This is a genomic window from Paenarthrobacter sp. OM7 (assembly GCF_029873575.1).
Lineage (GTDB): Bacteria > Actinomycetota > Actinomycetes > Actinomycetales > Micrococcaceae > Arthrobacter.
Genome location: NZ_CP123579.1, coordinates 3,498,689 through 3,516,768 on the forward strand (window position 1 = coordinate 3,498,689; position 18,080 = coordinate 3,516,768).

Sequence of the window (18,080 nt, forward strand, 5' to 3'; positions counted from 1 at the left end):
AAAGTTTAAGCCGCTGATGCCTGCGGCGGCAGTACTCGTTGTGGGTCAGCCCCGCATCGGTCCATCTAACGAAGCGCTGTTGCTGCCCTGCGGCACCATGACATGCACCGCGTTCCGCTGAACACTGAATTCGGTGGGAGTTACCGCTGCGATTTCGCCGTCGAGGTTCACGGACATGGGCGGCTCCGTGACCAAACGGACCTTTCGGGTCGCCAGGTGGTGGACCCGATCGTGATCAATAAAGCTGCCATCCTTGAGTAACCGTGCAATCTTGACGTGCTCTTTAAGCGGTGCCGCCAGGATCGCGTAGACATCCAGAGTGTGATCGTCGATCCCCGCCATCGGAGCAACCATGTTCCCGCCGCCGTAGTGCTTGCCGTTGCCCACTGCCACCTGAAGCACGTGGTCGAGGTCCATCGGCTCGTGATCGCCGTCCGGGAATTCCAGGCGAGCCCGGAAAGGTCGGTGCCGTGTGTAAGCCCGGATGGTCGCGATGCCGTAAGCCAAAGGCCCCATGTGCCGCTTCAGGCGAGGACTAAGAGCTTCCGTGACACCCACCGACAGCCCCACCGACGCTACGTTGAGGAACGGTTCGCCATTGGCCCGTCCAAGGTCAATGTCCACCACCTTTCCATCCGCGATAACGGCGCAGGCCTCAGCAAGCCCACTCGGTATCTCAAGCGTTCGGGCCAGATCATTGGCCGTACCCAATGGAAGGACACCGAGTATGACGTCCGTCCCGGCAAGGAGTCCGGCAGCAGAGGTCACGGTGCCGTCACCACCACCCACAACCACCAGGTCATGTCCTTCTGAAATCACTTGGCGCAGGGCATCGAACAATCCCGCGCCCGAGGTCACCGGATGCACGGAACGGACTGGCACGCCGGACTTCTTCATTGCGTCCACGGCCAGTTGGCTCGCTGCAGCCCCGCGACGTGATGCCGCATTAATCACCACGGCCGCTGAGCGCACTTGTTTAGGAGCCATCATGTGACCAATGCTAGGCCGAACTACCTTGGAAGAACCTGCGGCTACCCCTTGAAAACCGGCGCCCGCTTCTCCTGGAACGCCCGGAAGCCCTCCGCGTAGTCGTCGGTCTTGCACAGCCGTGCCTGCTCGGCGTTTTCCTCGGTCATTGAAGCCCAGAGGCCCAGGCGCTGATCGCGGATGTGGGCCACGAGTTCCTTCGACGCATTGAAAGCTTCAGTGGCGCCGACGGCCACCCGCGCAACAATCTCCCGCGTCTCGTCCAGCAAAACATCGGCTGGCATGGCACGGCTGAACATCCCCTGCGCCACGGCTTCGGCCCCGGACATGAGGTCGGCCGTGTAGATCAGGTCCAGCGTGCGGTGCATGCCCAGGCGCTCGGTGAAGTACCAGTGCCCGCCCGAGTCCAACGTGGCCCCCAGCTTGGCAAAGGGTGAGCCGAACTTGGCGTTGTCCGCCACGTACACAACGTCGGTGGCCAACAACAGCCCCAGCCCAACGCCCAGGCAAGCGCCATGTGCGGCAGCGAACGTGGGTGTCGGGAAGGCGGCCATCTTCTTCAACAGCGGTTCCACGAGGCCGCCGAGGTAAGCCTGGGCGTCATCGGTTTCGGGAGTAACGGCAGCAATGTCACGGCCCGCGCAGAAGGCACGGCCCTCGCCGCGAAGGAGCAGGGCCCGCACCTCACCACGTGAGGCGGCGGCAGCAGCGTCGTCGTACGCCTTATCCAGGCCGGCCAGCGCGTCCTCGTTAAGCGAGTTCAGCTTTTCGGGGGCATTGAGGACAATTTCGGCAATGCCGTTGGCAATGGAGAGCTCGATCATGGGACTCCTTAGACGTCGAAGTCGACGGTAACTTCTTCGCTGGTGGGGTGGGACTGGCAGGTGAGGACGTAGCCCTTATCCAACTCGTCCTGTTCAAGGGCGTAGTTCTCATCCATGGTCACCGTACCGGTGATCAGCTTGGCGCGGCAGGTGCCGCAGACGCCCCCGGCACATGCGAACGGAACGTCCGGGCGGACACGCAAAGCGGCGTTGAGGATGGATTCGCGGGCATGGGTGGGACTTGCGACGTCGCCGGTCAGGCCATCCAGCGTGAAGGTGATCTTGTACGTATCCTGCGACTCGTCCTCCACAACCGGGCGGCCGGCGTTGCCCTCGGGGCGGTCCGGACGGCCAGTGGTGAACAGCTCGAAGCGAACGTGCTCGGGCTCAACTCCGCGGGCAGCCAAGGTGTCGCGGCACAGCTGAACGAGCTCGAACGGCCCGCACAGGAACCACTCGTCCACATCCTCGGCACGGATGGCACTGCTGAGCAGTGCCTGCAGCTTCTCGGAATCAATACGCCCGGTCATCAGCGGCGCGATCCGCTGCTCGCGCGACAACACGTGATGCAGCGCCAAGCGCGCCGGGTATTTGTCCTTCAGGTCAGCCAGCTCTTCAAGGAACATGACGTCCATGGCAGCCTTATTGGCGTAAACCAGGTCAAACGTTGTTTCAGGATTGGCCGCAAGCAGCGTGCGCGCAATCGCGATGACCGGGGTAATCCCGGAGCCAGCGGCGATCGCCACGAAATTACCCGGCTCCCCCGCCAGTTCCTCCGGGTGGTTCATGGAGTTCATGACGTTGTGCTGAACGGCCGAGCCGTCCTTGCCGTGCCGCGAAATGAACGCACCCTGCGGGCTCATCACGTCCAGAACGTCACCGGCCTTCAGCTCGGCATTGGCCCACGTGGAGAAGACGCCGCCGAGGTCTTTCTTGATGGCTACGCGGATCTCGCTGCTGCCGTCCTCGAAGCTGCGCGGCTCTGCGCAAATCGAGTAGCTGCGGCGGACCTCGTGCGGCTCACCGTTCTCATCCGGCAGCGAGGTGCGCAGGGCCACGTACTGACCGGGAAGGTAGTCGTATTGCCCGGCCAGCTCGGCGGGCACACCGAACGAGACTTCAATGGCATCGTCCGTGAGGCGCCGGACTTCCGAGACGGTCAGGTTATGGAAAGACGCACGACGGCGGCTGGCTGTCTGGGTTTCGGTGGTCATGGAGTTCCTTAGAGGACTTTGAAGTAGTCGAACGGTTCCTTGCAGTCCTGGCAGACAAACAGCGCCTTACAGGATGTGGAACCAAAGCGGGTGAGTTCCTTGGTGTTCAACGACGAACACTGCGGGCATTTCACGGCCAGGCTCAGGCGGACAGGACCGGAATGGCCACCCGCGGCAGCCATACCGCTGGGCGGGGCAATCCCGTATTCCTCCAGCTTGGCCTTGCCGGAATCCGTCATCCAGTCAGTGGTCCATGCCGGGGACAACACCAGGTTGATGCGCACGCTCGCGTAGCCCTCCTTCTCGAAGGCTGTCCGCAGGTCGTCGCCAATGGCGTCCATCGCCGGGCAGCCCGAGTACGTGGGCGTGATGGTGACCTCGACGGCGCTACTTGGCGTGCCGTCGTCGTGCTGGTCAGTTGTTTCGGCCGCCGGGACAACCCGGACGCCGCGCAGGATCCCCAAGTCCTCAATGGTGAGGACAGGGATCTCCGGATCGCAGACCGTGGATGCTATGTCCCAGGCCCGCTGTTCAGCGGTTTTTGACTGCGTCCCTGACAGGGCGGTCATGCCGGTCACCAACTCGCGCCCGGGTGTTCGCGGGCCAGGACCTGCATTTCAGCGAGGATGTAGCCCAGGAACTCGGAGTGCTTGCCACGGCGACCGCCGCCCAGGGCCTGCGGGACGCCGGGAATGTCCAGCTCCGCTTCGGCCATGATCCCGCCAGTGAGGCGATCGAACCCAGCACGGAGGGTGGAGGGCTGAACGGTGACGCCGGCCTCGGCCAGTCGGGTGGTCAGCTCGTCGTCTTCGAAGAGTTCGTCCACGTAAGGCCACACAAGCTTGAAGCCCTGGATGATGCGTGCGCGGGACTCATCTGTGCCGCCGGCAAGGCGAAGCACCCACTGCGCGCTGTGATCGCGGTGGTAATCCACTTCCTTCACGGCCTTCGCGGAGATGGCTGCGAGGGTGGGATCGCTAGATGCCGCAAGCGCCGTGTAGAGCTCGTACTGGTAGTAGCTCACAATGAACTGCCGGGCGATGGTGACTGCGAAGTCGCCGTTGGGCTGCTCAAAGAGGTGCGCGGAACGGAACTCGTGCTCGCGGCGGAAGTACGCCAGATCGTCCTCGGACTTGCCCCACGCGGCGCCGGCATAGGTCAGGAAAGAGCGTGCGTGGCCCAACTGGTCAAGCGCAATATTGCCCAGCGCAATGTCTTCCTCGAGCTCAGGGGCACGGGAAATCCAGTGGCCCAGACGCTGGGCGAGGATCAGGCCGTCGTCGCCGATGCGCAGGGCGAACTCTGCAACATCCTCGGTGGGCTTGACCTGTCCCCGGCTGATCTCGAGCGCGATGTCCTCCGGGCGCAGTGCGTTGCCCGGCGTGATGCGGGTGGCGCTGGCCGAACCGTCGCCGGAGGCACCGGCACCGTGGACGCCGACGGAAATGTCGCCGTGGCCGTCGATGGCGAAGTCAGTGTCTTTTGTATTCACAGGTGCTTCACGCCTTCGCTCTTGGTGTAATACGTTGCGTGGCGGTAATCCTTGCCCTGCGGGGACTCGAAGAACGAGCCCTTGGAGTCAGGGTCGCTGGAGGAAATCGCCTCGGCCGGAACAACCCAGATGGAGACGCCTTCGTTGCGGCGGGTATAGAGATCGCGGGCGTTCCGGAGCGCCATGGCCGCATCCGGTGCGTGCAGGGAACCGGCATGCACGTGGGACAGGCCGCGGCTGGACCGCACAAAAACCTCCCACAGTGACCACGGCGTTTCTTCTGCGGCGCCACGCGGGGTGACGGCCGGGCCTGAGGCGGGTGCCGGCGTCGTGCTTTCAGCGTTGGTGGCCGCAACCTTGGGGGCCTCGCGGGCGATTTCGCTGGCGGCGCTGGCCGGTGCTTCCGGGTTACCGTGGGGGCTCATGCTGCGTGTTCCTTCTGTGCTTGCTTACGGGCGTAGGCCACCGCGGCTTCGCGAACCCAGGCACCGTTTTCGTGGGCCTCTCGGCGCCGCTCGACGCGCTGCGAGTTGCAGGGACCGCGGCCGGCCAGGACTTCCTTGAACTCGTTCCAGTCCAAAGGTCCGTGCTCCCACTTCTTGGTTTCTTCGTTGAAACGGATGTCCTTGTCGGGCAAGGTCAGGCCCAGGACCCGGACCTGCTCCACCATCATGCCGACAAACCGGCTGCGCAACTCGTCATTGCTGAAGCGCTTGATGTTCCAAGCCATGGACTGCTTCGAGTTGGGTGAATCGTCATCCGGTGGGCCGAACATCATCAGCGACGGCGCGTACCAGCGGTTCACTGCGTCCTGGGCCATCTGCTTCTGCGCAGGCGTACCGTTGGCGAGCTCCAGCAGGATCTCGAAACCCTGGCGCTGGTGGAACGATTCTTCCTTGCAGATGCGCACCATTGCGCGTCCGTAAGGACCGTAGGAGGCGCGGCACAGGGGAACCTGGTTGCAGATGGCAGCACCATCAACAAGCCATCCGATGGCTCCCATGTCCGCCCAGGAAATCGTGGGGTAGTTAAAGATGGACGAGTACCGTGCCTTGCCGGCAATCAGGTCTTCCATCATCTGGTCCCGGGACTGGCCCAGGGTCTCGGCGGCCGAGTACAGGTACAGGCCGTGGCCGGCCTCGTCCTGGACCTTGGCCATGAGGATGGACTTGCGCTTCAGGCTTGGTGCCCTGGTGATCCAGTTGGCTTCCGGCTGCATGCCGATGATTTCCGAGTGTGCGTGCTGCGAGATCTGGCGCAGCAAAGTCTTGCGGTAAGCCGCCGGCATCCAGTCGCGAGGTTCAATGCGCGAGTCCTCCGAAATGATGCGATCAAAATACGCCTGTCCGGCTGCCTCCCGCTCCTGCTCTTCCGGGGACAGCTCAGCGGGCACTGACTGCAGATTCTGCGATGCCATGGTTGCTCCTAATAAATTACCGACCGTTCGTTCAGAATATGCGGAGCGGGCGTTTTCAGTCAAGGTCCAGGTTCCTTTACCTCCACCTCACTTTCCGTTCACGGGTGCTGACAAGAGTGGACTGCATGACTGACCTCACACGCCGCACCCTCGTCAAGACATCCCTCACCGGCATCGCCCTGGCCGGCCTTGCCACCAACGCGGCTCCCGCCACCGCCGCACCATCCGCTGTACCGCTGGTCCGCAAGCGGCTGACGCTCCCTACCGGCATTGCAACGGGCGACGTCACCACCGATTCCGCCGTCCTCTGGTCCCGCGCATCAGGCCCGGGCCGGCTGACGGCCCTGCTGCAGGCAGTGGACAAGTCCGGCGAAATCCTGCGCGGCCGCTACGGTTTCAGCCGCACCATCCGCGGCCCCCTCGCCACCGAAGCCAGCGACTTCACGGCCAAAATCCACGCCACAGGGCTCCCCGCCGGCACCCGATTCGCGCTGGAGCTGAACTTCGAGGACGAGAACGGAGCCGGCGAAGCAGTGCGCGGCACGTTCAGCACAGCGCCCGGAAAGCACGACGACGGTCCGAAAGACGAGCACGGAGGCGGCAGGCCGTCGTCGTCCTCGCAGTCCTTCGTCTGGACAGGCGATACCGCCGGCCAAGGCTGGGGCATTAACGAGGACCTCGGCGGGATGCGCGGCTACAAGGCCATGCATGCCACCGGCCCGGACTTTTTCATCCACTCGGGGGACACCATCTACGCCGATGGCCCCATCGCCGCCACGGTCACGGAAAAGGACGGCCAAGTGTGGCGGAACATCGTCACCGAGGAAGTCGCCAAGGTAGCCGAGACCCTCAAGGAGTACCGCGGCCGCCACCGGTACAACTCCCTTGATGCCAACATGCGCGCCATGTTCGCCGACGTCCCCGTGATTGCACAGTGGGACGATCACGAAACCACCAACAACTGGTACCCCGGTGAAATCCTGGACGACCCCCGCTACACCGAACGGAACGTCAATGTCCTCGCCGCCAGGGGCCGCCAGGCTTGGCAGGAGAACATGCCGATCGCCGATGCAGCGGCGCTTTGGCGCCCCGGAAAGGTCGACGACGCCGGGCAGTACCAGCCGGCGCGCATCTACCGGAAGATTTCGCGCGGACCGCAACTGGACATCTTCTGCCTGGACATGCGGACCTTCAAATCGCCCAACACCGACGGCAAGGAACCCTACGCCACCAACATCCTGGGCCAGGAGCAAGTGGACTGGCTGATCAAAGAAGTCCGGAAATCCAAGGCGACCTGGAAAGTGATCGCCGCAGACCTGCCACTGGGCATCATCGTGCCCGACGGCGCCGTGAACCAGGAAAGCCTGGCCAACCGGGATCACGGCGCTCCCCTGGGCCGCGAACTGGAGATCGCCGGCGTGCTTTCAGCGTTCAAGAAGTACGGGGTCAAGAACACGGTATGGCTGACCGCTGACGTGCACTACTGCGCGGCGCACCACTACTCCCCGGAGGGTGCCTCCTTCACGGACTTCGACCCGTTCTGGGAGTTCGTGGCCGGGCCGATCAACGCAGGCTCATTCGGCCCGAGCGAAATGGACGGGACCTTCGGGCCCGAGGTGTTGTTCGCCAAGGCAGGGCGCTTCCCGGGCGAGTCACCGCGCAATGGCGAGAACCAGTACTTCGGCCATGTGGATCTGGCGGCCGACGGCTTGTTTACTGTGAGCCTCCGTAACGCCAACGGTGCGGTTCTGTATTCAAAGGCGCTTACTCCGGAGCGCTGAGCAGGGAATCTTCCTTGGCGGAGCCCCGGTCGAATTTCCCGTGACCGGGGCTCACCTCGCATTATGCTCATCCAATACCGCAATTGGATGAGAGCCAGCAGCGGGCTTAACTGTGCCAAAACTTTTTGAGCTCAAGCCGCTTGTTTTCCGGTTGATAGAATCAACGTTGCTGATGCCGACACCGAGGAACACATGACACTCCCAACAGATACCGACAATTCACCTGAAGCCTCCCCTTCCGGACGTCGAAAGAGTGGCAAGAAAACCGGACGAAACGTACTCCTCGGCTTCGCCGCCGCGGTACTGGTGGTCGGCCTGGTGGCCGGAGCTTACATATTCAATCTGGCCCAGACCTTCAATTCCGGGACCACCAAGATCGATGTCGCATTTCCGGACGAGTCCACCCGACCCCAAAAATCCGAACCCATTAACGGTACAGCTGCGATGAATATCCTCGTCATGGGCAGCGACACCCGGGGCTCCTCCGAGGTAGACGTGGAAACCGACGCTTCCACCGATCAACGCGCTGACACCTTGATGCTGGTGCACATCCCTGCTGATCGAAAGAACGTCTACGCCGTGTCCCTGATGCGGGATCTTTGGGTTGATATTCCAGGGAAGGGCGAATCCAAAATCAACGCGGCCCTTGCCTACGGCGGCGTCCCACTGATGGTTCAGACAGTGGAATCCCTCTTTCAGCAACGCATCGACCACGTGGCAATGGTGGACTTCGAAGGCTTCAAGGGCCTCACAGACGCCCTCGGCGGAGTGGAAATCGACGTCAAGATTCCCTTCTCACCCAACTCCGGCCCCATGAAGGGCCATGTCTATGAAGCCGGCCCACAGACATTCAATGGCGATGAAGCACTCGCCTTTGTCCGCGAACGGAAGTCCTTCAGCGACGGGGACTACCAGCGGGTGCGGAACCAGCAGGCCTACCTCAAAGCGATCATCAGCAAGACCATAGCCAGGGAGACCCTGACCAACCCGATCACGATCAACAACATGGTCTCCTCAGTGTCACCCTTCATCAGCGTGGACAAGAGCCTGGATGCGGCCGCAATCGGAAGCCTTGCCCTGGGAATGAAAGACATCCGGGCCTCCGACACCGTGATGTTCACCCTCCCGACGCTGGGAACGGGCACCTCTGCCGATGGTCAATCCATTGTTGTAACGGACACCACCGCAATCTCTGACATCGCATCAGCGCTGGCCAAGGACCAGTTGGGCCAGTACGTGACGGCGCACGGCCTCGAAAAGGGCAACTGACCAGTCGGGATTCACCGCCATCGACGCAAAAAGTACCATTGATTGCGCAATATGGACCTTATCAGCAGCCTTTGAATGCGCGATTATTATTATTTTCTGCGCGCAATAGACCTTCCCAGCAACCTTGCAATTCATGGCTTGAGGAAAATCACGCAGTGGGCATCTGCCGTAATTTGAGATGCATCTAAAGTCCCTTTACGATTACTTTGAAACGTCAAGTCACACCGCCTGGTGTTACGACGCATTCAACTTTGTTCGCTCCGCAGGGGGCGTTGGGGGCATGGCTATGGGGGCTGGTTCGTGAATAAAACTGTTGTGTTGTGGTACGGGGTATCACGGATCACCACAAGGAAACTCCGCGCTGCCACTCTGTTCTTGAGCTGACCGCAATGACTGCCTTTGTTTCTGCCTCCCGCGACGTCGCTTTCGCTGCGGGCTCTACATGGTTGCGCACCCAAAGCATCAAGATGAGATTCCTTGATCTTGCCTGCGTTGTCATAGCTGTAGGTGGAGCCCATCTGCTGCGGTTCGGCACCGAAGATGTGACCGTTGCCGGCGGAGACGCGGAGCTGTCGTACTCGACGCTCTCCGTTGTCCTCATTCTCACGTGGACTGCCGCGTTGGAGTTCGGCGGCACGAGGGACCGCAAAGTCCTCGGCACCGGAACTGACGAGTATAAGCGGGTCGCCGTATCATCACTGTGGCTCTTCGGATGCCTGGCAGTCGTCTCCTACGTCTTCCAACTCCAGACGGCACGGGGATACGTTTCAGTGGCTCTCCCCCTTGGCGTCGTGCTGCTCCTTTTGGTCCGGTTCGCCCAACGGCGGACCCTGCACCGAAGCCGGCTTGAGGGCCGGAATCTTCACAAAGTGCTCCTGATCGGTGCGTCCAACAACGTCAATCACTTGTCAGACAAGCTGAATCAGCACATAGTGTCCGGGTACAAACCCGTTGCAGCCCTCCTCACCGAACCAGGGTCGACGGCCAGAACAAATTTGCCCGTCCTTGGCTCCTCTCCCAGCGTGGACATGGTCCTCGACTCCATCGGTGAGTCCGGAGCAGACACAGTGGCGGTCTGCGGCGGGGCACACTTGGACCCTGCCTTCCTGCGGCAGCTGGGGTGGGCACTCTCCGCCCGCGACATCGGCATGATCGTAGCCCCTGCACTCACTGACATCTCTGGTCCCAGGATCCACATGCAGCCGGTAGCGGGGCTACCACTGATCCATGTCACAACACCGAAGCTCAGTGGCATGAAGGCGTTCGCAAAACGGGCTTTGGACGTTTGCCTTTCCTCCTTGTTGCTCCTGCTGCTCTCCGTGCCGATGTTGGTGATAGCCATCCTGGTCAAACTGGACAGCCCCGGGTCTGCCTTCTTCTTCCAAGAGCGGATCGGCAAAGGCGGCCAGTCCTTCAAAATGATCAAGTTCCGCTCGATGCGCAACAATGCTGAGACCTTGCTGGAGGCTTTCCAAGCCCAAAGCCAGGACAGCGTCATCTTCTTCAAGATGAAAGACGATCCCCGGGTCACCCGTTTGGGTGCATGGATTCGGCGATACTCCATCGACGAGCTGCCACAACTCCTCAACGTGCTCAACGGAACCATGAGCCTTGTTGGCCCGCGCCCACAGGTGGCCCGCGAGGTGGAAATGTATGACTTCGCCTCCGTCAGGCGACTCTTGGTCAAGCCGGGCATGACCGGACTGTGGCAGGTGAGCGGCCGCAACGATCTTTCACTGGAAGAGTCCATCCGCCTGGATCTTTACTACGTTGAAAACTGGTCCTTGGCCCAGGACATCGTCATCCTCTTCCGGACGGCCAAGGCCGTGGTTGGGAAAGACGGAGCCTACTGACCCCGTGTTTTCATCAACGGTTGCTTCGACTCGACGTCGTCAGCCGCCAGCAGGGCGAAGAATGTCCAGATCGGCAAGAACGTCCATGACGACTGTGTGGAGACACCAAGGGCTGTGAAGACAGCCAGCATGCCCAGCAAGGATGCATTCCTGAAGTTTCGCCACAGAAGGACCAGAATAAGGAGTCCAAAGGCGATAAGAGCGACGTAGCCAAGTTCAGCCGCTACGTGGGCGTACGCATTCTCCGCAATGGGACGCGTCTGGTCCGTGGAGTAAATCCACGGCAACTGACGGCCGCTGACATATTGATCGAAATAGGCGCCATAGCGTCCAGGACCCACTCCAAAAATGGGATTGTCGGAACTCATATCAAAGGAAATCTGGGATTTCACTCCGCGCAGGTTCAATGACGTTGTGGCGTATTGGTAGTCCGGAGCAAATTCGGTAAAACCGATCTTTGCCAACTGCCTGCCAAGGGTGGTCCTCAGGCTGTCAGAAAAAAGCAGCGCCAAAACCCCAACCAGTGCCGTCGCGATCAAGGGAACCAGCACCTTGGAAAACTTGAGGATGACTATCATCGCAATTCCAACAGCAAGTCCTGCATAAGCCGTGGTCGATTGCGAATACAGAATTGACAGGGCCGCAACCACCGCAGCCAGGTAGCTTCTGTTGTACAGGGCCACCAAAATTGCTGCCCCGGCGAAGAAGCCCAGGTGTTGCCCCTCCAGGAAGGGTCCTGAACGAAGAGTCTCCACCGTGTCATCGACGCCCAGTGTCCGGAAGCCAAGGGCGCCGATCAGTTGGGTGTTTCCGGACAGGGCTGAGGCCCACTGCATCAGGACTGCCGCTCCGCAGAGCCAGATCGATGCGACGATTGCCCGCACAGTCCTTTGTCGATCCACACGCCGGAGGACAGACCAGTAGCACAGCGCCAGAAGAGCGTATCCGCTGTACAGAAGGAGATCGGTTTCGTAGCCCCTGTCATAGCCAACCGATCTGAGGCCACCGCTGCCGGGGGTGAAATTGACCAAGGCAGAGAAGACGGTCGCAATGGCAAGGACAGCCACGGCCACACTGGCGAAGTCCCGTTTTCTCCTCATGGATCTCCGGCCAAGCACATACGTGGCGATGCCCATGATCCCGAAAATTTCACTGATCTTGAGGGGGAAACCCACCGGCACGGTCAGCGCATACTGGAACGGCATGAAGACAACGCTGAGCAGCATGAAGCGCTGGAACCACGGCCCTGTGGTCAGTATCTCCCCAAGAGTCTCCGGCTTGGACCTCGGAAGCACTGGTGGCTTTTCCGGTGAGGCGTCCGTGCCCTTCGCCGCGATGTTCGTGCTCACAGCGCCCGCACCGTAACTGATCTGATTCTGCATACAATCGCCCCTGAATTCCTTCGGCCCCCATGACCGATCATTCGCCCTGCATTCCCGCAAACTTCACTCGTTCAACACCCTCTCCTACCAACGGAAGAGCTTCGCAATCCGCCGGAACCTGGCGCCGACGAGACTTGGTGTGGAACGTCCCGCCCGGCCGTCGGAAGCTGCCAGGACCTCAGCCTGAGGCCATACCGCACGCCTGATGAAAAGCAGGCGTTCTTCGGCTGGAAGGGAGCGGAAGATCATCCAGTAGGCCCGCCACCAGCCTTTGCTTTCCCGCCATTTCCAGTTCAGGGGAACTTCGTGATCAACCCGAAGATGGGCCGTTGGGAAGGCAAGCCGCAGGGCGGGCTCGAGGACGGCTGAAGCCTTCACGCTGTTGGCAAACTGCAGCACCTTCTCTCCCCCGAGCCTCAGCGTTTCAGCGTGCTCTCCAGCTCCCACCGCCGTTTTCCCATGCCTTGCTTCCGGCCGGAGATCGTGGAGGGCGAAGATGACTGCGTGTGCCGGGAGGTCGGGCGTCAGCATCGGTACCCCTGCGAACAGCGTGGCTTGAGAGCTTTCCCTCACCCTGCCGAAAACGGCAGCATCGTCTTCCGCGCATCCAGGAATGTGGCGATGCACGTCCAGCTCACAGCCCCACGACCCAGGTTCAAGGGCCACCGAATGGTTGAAGGAGAGCCCGGACCACTGGTCCGTCCTTCCGTTCCAACCCCATGCTTCGAGTGCGGAGCAAAGAACCTCAAGATGTGCGGGATCGGCCCAAACATCCACGTCACCGGAATGCTCCCTTTCCCGCAAACCTTGGCGGTGGAGCATTGGCCCCTTAATGGATATGGCGTCAACTCCATGGTCGCGGGCCACGCTGGCAACCAACGCGTAGACCATCTCATGGACGGGCGAGGACATCCACGGCACCCTGAGTTCGAGTATCCGTGCCGGATGTGACGGGTCCTCGGATGCGATGCCCGCCGCCGCGAACTCCCGGACCAAGGCCTGCTCAGCATCATCGAGGCCAGTGTCAGGCACCGGACCATCCATAAGCTTCCGCCAGAGGACGGCCGGCACGTCGGCCAAACCTATGGGTTCCGACGGCATTGTTGGCAAAAGCATCAGTTCAACGTCCGTCTGATTCTCGTGCCAGCCACGGAGGTCCAGTGCGCCATAGGCGATTGCTACCCAGCTCGTCATTCGCCGCCCTCCCCTGGGACCGTGTGAACGGCGTGGAACAGCTCGAGATTCCCGCACGCATCTGTAATTTTCAGTCCTGATAAATCTACCGCAATTAAAACTGCCGGATTAATCAGGACGCTTACAGTAAACAATCCGCACAAACCCGAATATGCCCGGGCATCGGTTATCCTTGACTTTGGTCGAACACCAGACGGGCTCCGTTGTTGCTACCTCCCTCACATCAGATTTAGGGTGAGGCACTGCCACGGGCCGGGAGTCTACATCTGATGCGCCGATGAATGGGGGAGCGTGGCAATCTTGGAACTTTGGCATGGGCTTTATTACCAGCCGTGCAATGGACAAATCGACTCGGCGTTCACGCAAGCAGGTGCCGGTTGGTAGCCGCTGATTCCAGTCGGATTCTTCATGTGGTTGACCGCATCGATGGCGGGGTGCCAAAAGCTGTCCGGAGCTACATTGAAAACAGCCCCAAGGAGTTCATCCACCTGGTTTTGTCGCCTTTTCAGAAAGGGCAGCCCGCCCCTGTGTGGCAGGGCTTGGCCGTTGAGCACCACGATCTGGGGCCAGGGCTCTTCAAACGCATTGCCACGGTTGGTACCACCGTCGACCTGCTGATGCCCCAGGTGGTCCACGCGCACTCCAGCTTCCCCGGTCTCTACACCCGTGCGCGGCGCATAGCGGCACCGGTGGTCTACGAACCTCACTGCTTCAAGCATGACGACCCAAACACTTCTCCAGTGAAGCGGGCACTCTTTCGAGGTGCCGAGAGATTCCTCGCACCAAGGACCTGGAAATTCGGGACACTGTCTTCCCACGAAGAGAACCTGGTGCGTGCGCTTAGCCCGTCAGCTACCTGCGTCCCCATCCCAAACCTGCCCACAGTCGCCTCCCGCTCAGCCGGGCATGGGCCCCTGACCAGTCAGGCCATACCGGTGATCTCCATGGTGGGAAGAATCGCCCGGCAGAAGGACCCTGTGTTCTTCAGCGATGTTGCCGCTGCTCTGCGGAGCAAGGTGCCATCCGTGCGCTTTCAGTGGATTGGGGATGGCGATCCGGAACTGCGAAGAGGCCTTGAACAGGCCGGAATCCAAGTCACCGGCTGGCTCGACAACCACGGAGTGGCCGAATCCCTCGCTTCCAGCAGCGTCTACGTTCATTCCGCCGCGTATGAAGGCTTCCCCCTCAGCATCCTCGATGCCGCGGCCCAGGGCGTTCCCATTGCTGCCCGCAGCATCAGCGCCCTGGGAGACTCCGGCTTGCTGCAAGCAGATGATGCCGACGGAGTGGCCGGTCTTGTCGCCGCCATCCTCAGCGATGCCGGGACAAGAGAGCTTGCGCTGGCGGCGAACCGTTCCCTGCTGGCCCGCATGAATCGTTCGACCCTGCACACTGCTCTTCGTGACCTCTATGACCTGAAAGGGCCTGATCGTTGAACCGACTCAAGCAAGTGTCGTTCCCGTCCCGGATTCTCTCCCGCCACGTTGGCGGAAACACCACCTATGCACGGGAGATCGCCAAAGGCCTTGAGCTGAGGGGCGTCGAGATCAGCCAACTTCGCTCATCGAAACGTGCGGCACTCACCGCCCTCATGGAGACATGGCAAGGTCTTACGGTGCCCGCGAAACCTGGCTTTGTATTGCACTACAGCGCTGACACTGGCCCGCTGCTGCCCACCCGCGCTCCCTCGGTGGTGACCGTGCACGGTGTTGCGAGCCGCTGGATCACCACGGCGAGATCGGCCCGGCAGGAAATGATCTGGCGAACCCGGGTCCAGCGGGCCATTCAATCAACGGATGCGGTCATCACTGTCTCCAAGTCCAGTGCAGACGATGTTTCCGAGGTGTTCGGCATGGACCCGGCCCTTATTACGACGATTCCCCACGGCATCGACACTGAATACTTTGCGCAGCCACGGGCTCTTAGCGACCGGCTTCAGCACCTTCGCTCCACTCCCTACGTGCTTTACCTCGGAAACATTGAACCCCGGAAAAACCTGATTGAACTTGTACGTGCGTTCTCGCTGCCCCAACTCAAGGATCTTGGCGCAAAATTAGTGATCGCGGGAAAACCCGCGTGGAACGCGGCTGAGACCATGACCGCGATTGAGTCTGCTGGAATCGAGCATCTGGGTTTCGTTGATGACGACGAGCGGGTGGCACTCATGCAGCATGCAGCCCTCTTCGCCTTCCCCAGCCTTTACGAGGGCTTTGGATTTCCCGTTCTCGAAGCCATGGCCTCCGGAACTCCCGTCATTTGTTCGGACCGCGGCTCCCTCAAGGAGGTGGCAGGTCCGGCCTTCCTGTTCGAAGACACCGATGCCGACTCAATCGCCCGTGGCATTGCAGGGGCTCTCGGCAGTTCCGCAGGAACCGGGCACTCACGGGATGCCGGCTTCGCTTGGGCAAAACGCTTCAGTTGGGATGCCAGCGTGGACGCGCATACCGAGGTCTACGAGCAGGTGTTGCAGCGATGAAAGTCCTCATTCTCCATGGCTACAGTGCTGACAACATCGGCGACGGCATGCTGGTCACCGAAGCAATCGAACTCATCACCGCGACCTTCCCGGCCGAGGCCATCGATCTCACACTGTTCGCCTCCGATCCTGGGAGTTTTGATCTCCCTGGCGTCTCACTGCGTCGAAGCAAGCCGTCCCTCCGCGGCTATGACCGTGACTACCTCGCGACCCTGCGGAATCTCGACAGCTTCGACCTCATTGTGGGCGTTGGCGGTGGGTACCTGCGCGGCGGAAACTGCGTTGAGCTGGCCAAAGCGCTTCTGGTCCATGGTGTCCAGTTAAGGGCAGCCAGCCGGCATGGAGCAAAAGTTGTCTATCTTCCCCAAAGCATCGGTCCCCTGAGGCTGGGCAGTGCCCCTTGGTTCAGGCGGCACCTGGGCCGGCTCAGCCGGGTCTGGGCCCGCGATGACCGCACGGTCCAGGAGCTTGGGCTGACGTCCGTCGTCCGACGCGTGCCGGACATGGCAGTCCTCCGCGTTCCGGCCCGGACCACACAGCCAGTGGAAGCCACTCCTGTGTACTCGGTACGAAACCTTCGTGGTGGCCTCCCTGCTCCCATCATCGAGCTGGCGGGCTTGGTGGGGTCCTTCGACGGTTACGTACAGAGTCAAACCGGTGGAAATCAGGACCTCTCCCCCATGCAGAGCCTCAACCCGCGGCGGATCCTCAGCCGCGGGGATTTCCTGAATGGCGCTTCCGCCAAACGGGTGGTGGTTGCCGTGCGCTTGCACGCTGCCCTCATGGCCTTGCAGGCGGGCCACTATGTTATTCATCTGTCGTACGAGCGAAAAGGCTTTGCTGCGTTCGAGGATCTGGGCCTCAAAGAGTACGTCCACAACGCGTTCAGTTTTGATCCGGAGACGGTTCACGCCCACATTGACCGTCTCCTGAACAGTGAGACGGCCCGCGAAGAATACGACGCTGCGGTCAACCGTTCTGCCGCAAGAACGGACGAGGCCTACGAGGCACTGGGGGCAAGCCTTCGGGACGCGGTCTTGGGCGTCACGGCATGACCACTGCTACGGTCACCCGGAGCAACGTGCTCCAACCGCTGGTCATGGTGGCCTCAGGAGCTGTTACGGCCATCGTCCCAGCGGCATTCCAGGCCGTTGCAGCCCGGCTTTTCGCCCTTGAAGGCCAGGCCCAGATAGCACTTGTCCTGAGCATCGGCGCCTTTTGCGCCGGTGTGATCGCCGCGGGTCTGCTCGAGCCACGAATGGCCGATTCCCGTTTGGTCGACAAGACGTACATCCCGGCCTGGGCCACAGCGTTGGGCGTTGCGGGAACACTGGCAATGGTCATTTTCCCGAGCTCAATTGCGGTCCTGGCGTTTGGCCTGCCCTGCGCCATGGTGGCCCTCCAGATAGGGCGAATGCATGCTGCCTATACGGCTGGGTGGAAGATGGAGGCCTTGACTGCTGCCGCGTTGGTCCTGGGTGCGGGCGCTTCCTTGGTCCTTGCACAACAAAATTCACCGTGGGCGGTCTCTGTTTTAGCCGCATCCATGGCAGCGGCCATCGTGATCAGGGCCCTGAGGACCCCCTATAAAGCGTCGGGGCGCCCACGTTTGGCCCCAACCGCCTGGATCACCCTTGAAACTGCCATGGTGGCCCTGGTCCCGTTGGGCATTGTGGCCACGGTGTACCTGCTTCAACGGGATGAGGAAGCTGTTGCCCTCAAGGCGACCATAACGGTCCTCGGAGCACTCCAGCCCATCCTCGGGTACATGCGGACGCGGCTGCTCGGAGCGGAATCGAGAAGCCTGACGCTGGGCATGTCCGCCCTCAGCGTCCTGGCCATTGCGCTCATCCTGGTCCTGGGGGTTCTTGGCGTGTTCCAGGCCCTGTTCGGCTCTGCCTGGAACGTGGTGACTCTCGGTGCTCTGTCACTGGCGTGTCTTTGGAAACTGGTCAGCATCCCCGGCACCCTTCCCTTCACCTACCTGCGTCGCGCAGGGATGGTGGGCCAGGTTTTCTGGATCAGGATTGTGTCGTCGTTGTTGTATCTCGCAGTCAGCGTGGCCTTGATCCTCTGGAGCGATTCACTGGCGGTGCTTTTCCTGGGACTCACCATCGTGGAATCGGTGACAGGTCTATTGCTGTACGCGAGATACCGTTCGGTCTCCAAGGCGCTGCAGCAGGCCTGACAC

Annotated in this window: 16 protein-coding genes; 7 read left to right on the top strand and 9 right to left on the bottom strand. The window is 61.2% G+C overall.

What is annotated here, in order from left to right; all coding sequences use genetic code 11:
* Positions 1-45 precede the first annotated feature (45 nt).
* From QEH68_RS16105 to paaA, 7 genes are read right to left on the bottom strand one after another with little or no spacing between them, the layout of a single operon-like run.
* Positions 46-990: a lipid kinase gene (locus QEH68_RS16105; protein WP_280623393.1), complete on the bottom strand. Its 945-nt coding sequence runs from the start codon at positions 988-990 to the stop codon at positions 46-48.
* A 41-nt stretch (positions 991-1,031) separates the two neighbouring features.
* Positions 1,032-1,811 (bottom strand): enoyl-CoA hydratase-related protein, encoded by a 780-nt coding sequence (locus tag QEH68_RS16110; protein ID WP_280623394.1) that lies wholly within the window; start codon positions 1,809-1,811, stop codon positions 1,032-1,034.
* Positions 1,812-1,819: 8 nt separating this feature from the next.
* Positions 1,820-3,025, bottom strand: a complete 1,206-nt coding sequence (paaE, locus tag QEH68_RS16115; RefSeq protein WP_280623395.1) for a 1,2-phenylacetyl-CoA epoxidase subunit PaaE — start codon at positions 3,023-3,025, stop codon at positions 1,820-1,822.
* 8 nt (positions 3,026-3,033) lie between these two features.
* Entirely contained in the window at positions 3,034-3,594 is a 561-nt protein-coding gene (gene paaD / locus QEH68_RS16120; protein WP_280623396.1) for a 1,2-phenylacetyl-CoA epoxidase subunit PaaD, read from the bottom strand.
* Positions 3,595-3,599: 5 nt separating this feature from the next.
* Entirely contained in the window at positions 3,600-4,517 is a 918-nt protein-coding gene (gene paaC, locus QEH68_RS16125) for a 1,2-phenylacetyl-CoA epoxidase subunit PaaC (protein WP_207594427.1), read from the bottom strand.
* Entirely contained in the window at positions 4,514-4,942 is a 429-nt protein-coding gene (paaB, locus tag QEH68_RS16130) for a 1,2-phenylacetyl-CoA epoxidase subunit PaaB (RefSeq protein WP_207594428.1), read from the bottom strand. Before paaB ends, paaC begins: the two co-directional genes overlap by 4 nt.
* Complete coding sequence (gene paaA, locus QEH68_RS16135; protein WP_011775851.1) at positions 4,939-5,934, bottom strand: 1,2-phenylacetyl-CoA epoxidase subunit PaaA; 996 nt, start codon at positions 5,932-5,934, stop codon at positions 4,939-4,941. The genes paaB and paaA overlap by 4 nt, the downstream gene beginning before the upstream one ends.
* Before the next feature lie 125 nt (positions 5,935-6,059).
* Between paaA and QEH68_RS16140 the strand changes: the two genes are divergently transcribed.
* The 3 genes from QEH68_RS16140 to QEH68_RS16150 all read left to right on the top strand — a co-directional run bounded on the left by QEH68_RS16140 (position 6,060) and on the right by QEH68_RS16150 (position 10,837).
* On the top strand, positions 6,060-7,715 hold the full coding sequence (locus QEH68_RS16140; protein ID WP_280623397.1) for an alkaline phosphatase D family protein: 1,656 nt from the start codon (positions 6,060-6,062) through the stop codon (positions 7,713-7,715).
* A 192-nt stretch (positions 7,716-7,907) separates the two neighbouring features.
* Entirely contained in the window at positions 7,908-8,984 is a 1,077-nt protein-coding gene (locus tag QEH68_RS16145) for an LCP family protein (protein WP_280623398.1), read from the top strand.
* Between the two features lie 389 nt (positions 8,985-9,373).
* Positions 9,374-10,837 carry a sugar transferase gene (locus QEH68_RS16150; RefSeq protein ID WP_280623399.1) on the top strand — a complete coding sequence of 488 codons (1,464 nt, stop codon included), beginning with the start codon at positions 9,374-9,376 and terminating at the stop codon, positions 10,835-10,837.
* Here the strand turns inward: QEH68_RS16150 and QEH68_RS16155 are convergent.
* Together QEH68_RS16155 and QEH68_RS16160 are read right to left on the bottom strand one after the other, a co-directional pair.
* The gene (locus QEH68_RS16155) at positions 10,831-12,219 is read right to left on the bottom strand and encodes an O-antigen ligase family protein (RefSeq protein ID WP_280623400.1); all 1,389 of its coding nucleotides are present in this window, start codon (positions 12,217-12,219) and stop codon (positions 10,831-10,833) included. The two genes, QEH68_RS16150 and QEH68_RS16155, sit on opposite strands and share 7 nt — an antisense overlap.
* A gap of 84 nt (positions 12,220-12,303) precedes the next feature.
* Complete coding sequence (locus QEH68_RS16160; protein ID WP_280623401.1) at positions 12,304-13,413, bottom strand: hypothetical protein; 1,110 nt, start codon at positions 13,411-13,413, stop codon at positions 12,304-12,306.
* Positions 13,414-13,823: 410 nt separating this feature from the next.
* On the opposite strand from QEH68_RS16160, the gene QEH68_RS16165 reads away from it, so the two are divergent.
* Genes QEH68_RS16165 through QEH68_RS16180 form a run of 4 tightly spaced genes read left to right on the top strand, consistent with a single transcriptional unit; the run spans position 13,824 to position 18,077 of the window.
* Positions 13,824-14,849 (top strand): glycosyltransferase, encoded by a 1,026-nt coding sequence (locus tag QEH68_RS16165; RefSeq protein ID WP_280623402.1) that lies wholly within the window; start codon positions 13,824-13,826, stop codon positions 14,847-14,849.
* A complete protein-coding gene (locus QEH68_RS16170) occupies positions 14,846-15,889 on the top strand; it encodes a glycosyltransferase family 1 protein (protein WP_280623403.1) in 1,044 nt (347 codons plus the stop codon). The genes QEH68_RS16165 and QEH68_RS16170 overlap by 4 nt, the downstream gene beginning before the upstream one ends.
* Positions 15,886-16,944 carry a polysaccharide pyruvyl transferase family protein gene (locus tag QEH68_RS16175; RefSeq protein ID WP_280623404.1) on the top strand — a complete coding sequence of 353 codons (1,059 nt, stop codon included), beginning with the start codon at positions 15,886-15,888 and terminating at the stop codon, positions 16,942-16,944. The genes QEH68_RS16170 and QEH68_RS16175 overlap by 4 nt, the downstream gene beginning before the upstream one ends.
* Complete coding sequence (locus QEH68_RS16180) at positions 16,941-18,077, top strand: hypothetical protein (RefSeq protein ID WP_280623405.1); 1,137 nt, start codon at positions 16,941-16,943, stop codon at positions 18,075-18,077. Before QEH68_RS16175 ends, QEH68_RS16180 begins: the two co-directional genes overlap by 4 nt.
* The last annotated feature ends 3 nt before the right edge of the window (positions 18,078-18,080 follow it).

Coding starts and splice junctions, on each gene's coding strand:
- QEH68_RS16160 (WP_280623401.1), bottom strand. CDS start 13,413: ATGACGAGCTGGGTAGCAATCGCCTATGGCGCACTGGACCTCCGTGGC.
- paaA (WP_011775851.1), bottom strand. CDS start 5,934: ATGGCATCGCAGAATCTGCAGTCAGTGCCCGCTGAGCTGTCCCCGGAA.
- QEH68_RS16110 (WP_280623394.1), bottom strand. CDS start 1,811: ATGATCGAGCTCTCCATTGCCAACGGCATTGCCGAAATTGTCCTCAAT.
- paaE (WP_280623395.1), bottom strand. CDS start 3,025: ATGACCACCGAAACCCAGACAGCCAGCCGCCGTCGTGCGTCTTTCCAT.
- QEH68_RS16175 (WP_280623404.1), top strand. CDS start 15,886: ATGAAAGTCCTCATTCTCCATGGCTACAGTGCTGACAACATCGGCGAC.
- paaD (WP_280623396.1), bottom strand. CDS start 3,594: ATGACCGCCCTGTCAGGGACGCAGTCAAAAACCGCTGAACAGCGGGCC.
- QEH68_RS16155 (WP_280623400.1), bottom strand. CDS start 12,219: ATGCAGAATCAGATCAGTTACGGTGCGGGCGCTGTGAGCACGAACATC.
- paaB (WP_207594428.1), bottom strand. CDS start 4,942: ATGAGCCCCCACGGTAACCCGGAAGCACCGGCCAGCGCCGCCAGCGAA.
- QEH68_RS16105 (WP_280623393.1), bottom strand. CDS start 990: ATGATGGCTCCTAAACAAGTGCGCTCAGCGGCCGTGGTGATTAATGCG.
- QEH68_RS16140 (WP_280623397.1), top strand. CDS start 6,060: ATGACTGACCTCACACGCCGCACCCTCGTCAAGACATCCCTCACCGGC.
- QEH68_RS16180 (WP_280623405.1), top strand. CDS start 16,941: ATGACCACTGCTACGGTCACCCGGAGCAACGTGCTCCAACCGCTGGTC.
- QEH68_RS16145 (WP_280623398.1), top strand. CDS start 7,908: ATGACACTCCCAACAGATACCGACAATTCACCTGAAGCCTCCCCTTCC.
- QEH68_RS16150 (WP_280623399.1), top strand. CDS start 9,374: ATGACTGCCTTTGTTTCTGCCTCCCGCGACGTCGCTTTCGCTGCGGGC.